The organism is Rhodococcus sp. R1101 (genome assembly GCF_000278445.1).
Lineage (GTDB): Bacteria > Actinomycetota > Actinomycetes > Mycobacteriales > Mycobacteriaceae > Rhodococcus > Rhodococcus gordoniae.
This window is the reverse complement of record NZ_AJVB01000715.1, coordinates 1-1,380: the sequence shown is the minus strand read 5'-3', so window position 1 is coordinate 1,380 and position 1,380 is coordinate 1. Positions and strand designations below refer to the sequence as shown.

Sequence of the window (1,380 nt, the reverse complement as noted above, 5' to 3'; positions counted from 1 at the left end):
TGCCGTTGCTGAACGCGAGGCGGTCACCACGCGTGTGGAACTGGCGCGGCAGGTAGCGGTTCTGCGCGAGAACCGAGCCGAGCACGGGGAATCCGTTGAACGCGGTGTTGGCGGCGAGCACGAGGATCACGGCGGTGACGATCGTGATCAGGACGAACGCGGCCGGTATCCCGTCGAAGACGGTATGGGCCAGCTGGGCGAGCAGCGTCTTCTGCTCGTAGCCCTCGGGCGCACCCCGCAGTTGGGTCTCGGGGTGCTCGGCCACCACGACCCCGAGTCGTCGGGCGAGGAAGACCACCCCGAGGAACAGCGTGACGGCGATGGCTCCGAGCACCAGCAACGTCGTCGCGGCGTTGCGTGCCTTCGGCTTCCGGAAGGACGGCACACCCGTGCTGATCGCCTCGACGCCCGTCAGCGCGGCGCACCCCGACGAGAATGCCCGCGCGACCAGGAGGACGAATGCGAGCGCCGTCAGGTCGGTCTGCTGGGCGACGAGTTCGAGATCGGCCGACTCGGCGCGCAGCTCGTCGCCCAGGACGAAGATCCGGAACAGGCCGGCTCCGAGCATCACCAGCATGCAGCCCACGAAGGTATAGGTGAGAACGGCGAAGGCACGTCCGGCCCGCCGGAGACCGCGCAGGTTCACCGCGGTCAGCAACACGATCGCGAGGATGACGAAGAGAACCTTGTGCCGGGCCACGAACGGGACCGCCGATCCGACCGTCGCCGCCGCGGACGACAGCGACACCGCGACCGTCAGCACGTAGTCGACGAGCAGCGCGCTGCCCACGGTCAGTCCGGCCGTGGGGCCGAGATTCTTCGTGGCCACCTCGTAGTCGCCGCCACCCGATGGGTAGGCGCGCACCGTCTGGCGGTAACCGGCGATCACGATCACGAGCACGAAGGCGACCGCGAGACCGATCCACGGAGAGAACGCGTAGGCCGACAGTCCCGCGACGGAGAGGACGAGGAAGATCTCCTCGGGCGCGTAGGCGACCGACGAGAGGGCATCGGAGGCGAACACCGGCAGCGCGGTGCGTTTGGGCAGCAACTCGTGCCCGAGAGTGTCGCTGCGGAACGGCCGACCCAGCACGAGCCGCTTCGCCGCGGTGGAAAGCTTGGACACGCGCAAAGCCTATGCGGTTCGGGTCCGGAAGTACCCCTCGGCCGGGTCACGACTGCTCGGGGATCGTCACGCGGTACCGTTCGGTTCGGCGGTCCGATGCGGTCCGTCTCGGAAGGATCGACCGGAACGGAGTCCACGGTGTACGTGGTGGTGATGGGGTGTGGTCGGGTCGGCTCGGCGGTGGCCACCGCCCTCGTCCGGCTCGGTCACGAGGTCGCGGTCATCGACCGCGACGAGAGTGCGTTCGGGCGACT

2 protein-coding genes are annotated in these 1,380 nt (G+C 68.8%); one reads left to right on the top strand and one right to left on the bottom strand.

What is annotated here, in order from left to right; genetic code table 11:
- The coding region (locus R1101_RS0123525) for an APC family permease (RefSeq protein WP_016935620.1) at positions 1-1,126 on the bottom strand (1,126 nt) is incomplete at its 3' end.
- A gap of 138 nt (positions 1,127-1,264) precedes the next feature.
- On the opposite strand from R1101_RS0123525, the gene R1101_RS29910 reads away from it, so the two are divergent.
- Positions 1,265-1,380, top strand: a 116-nt coding sequence (locus R1101_RS29910; protein ID WP_198420327.1) for an NAD-binding protein, incomplete at its 3' end; no start/stop codon positions are given.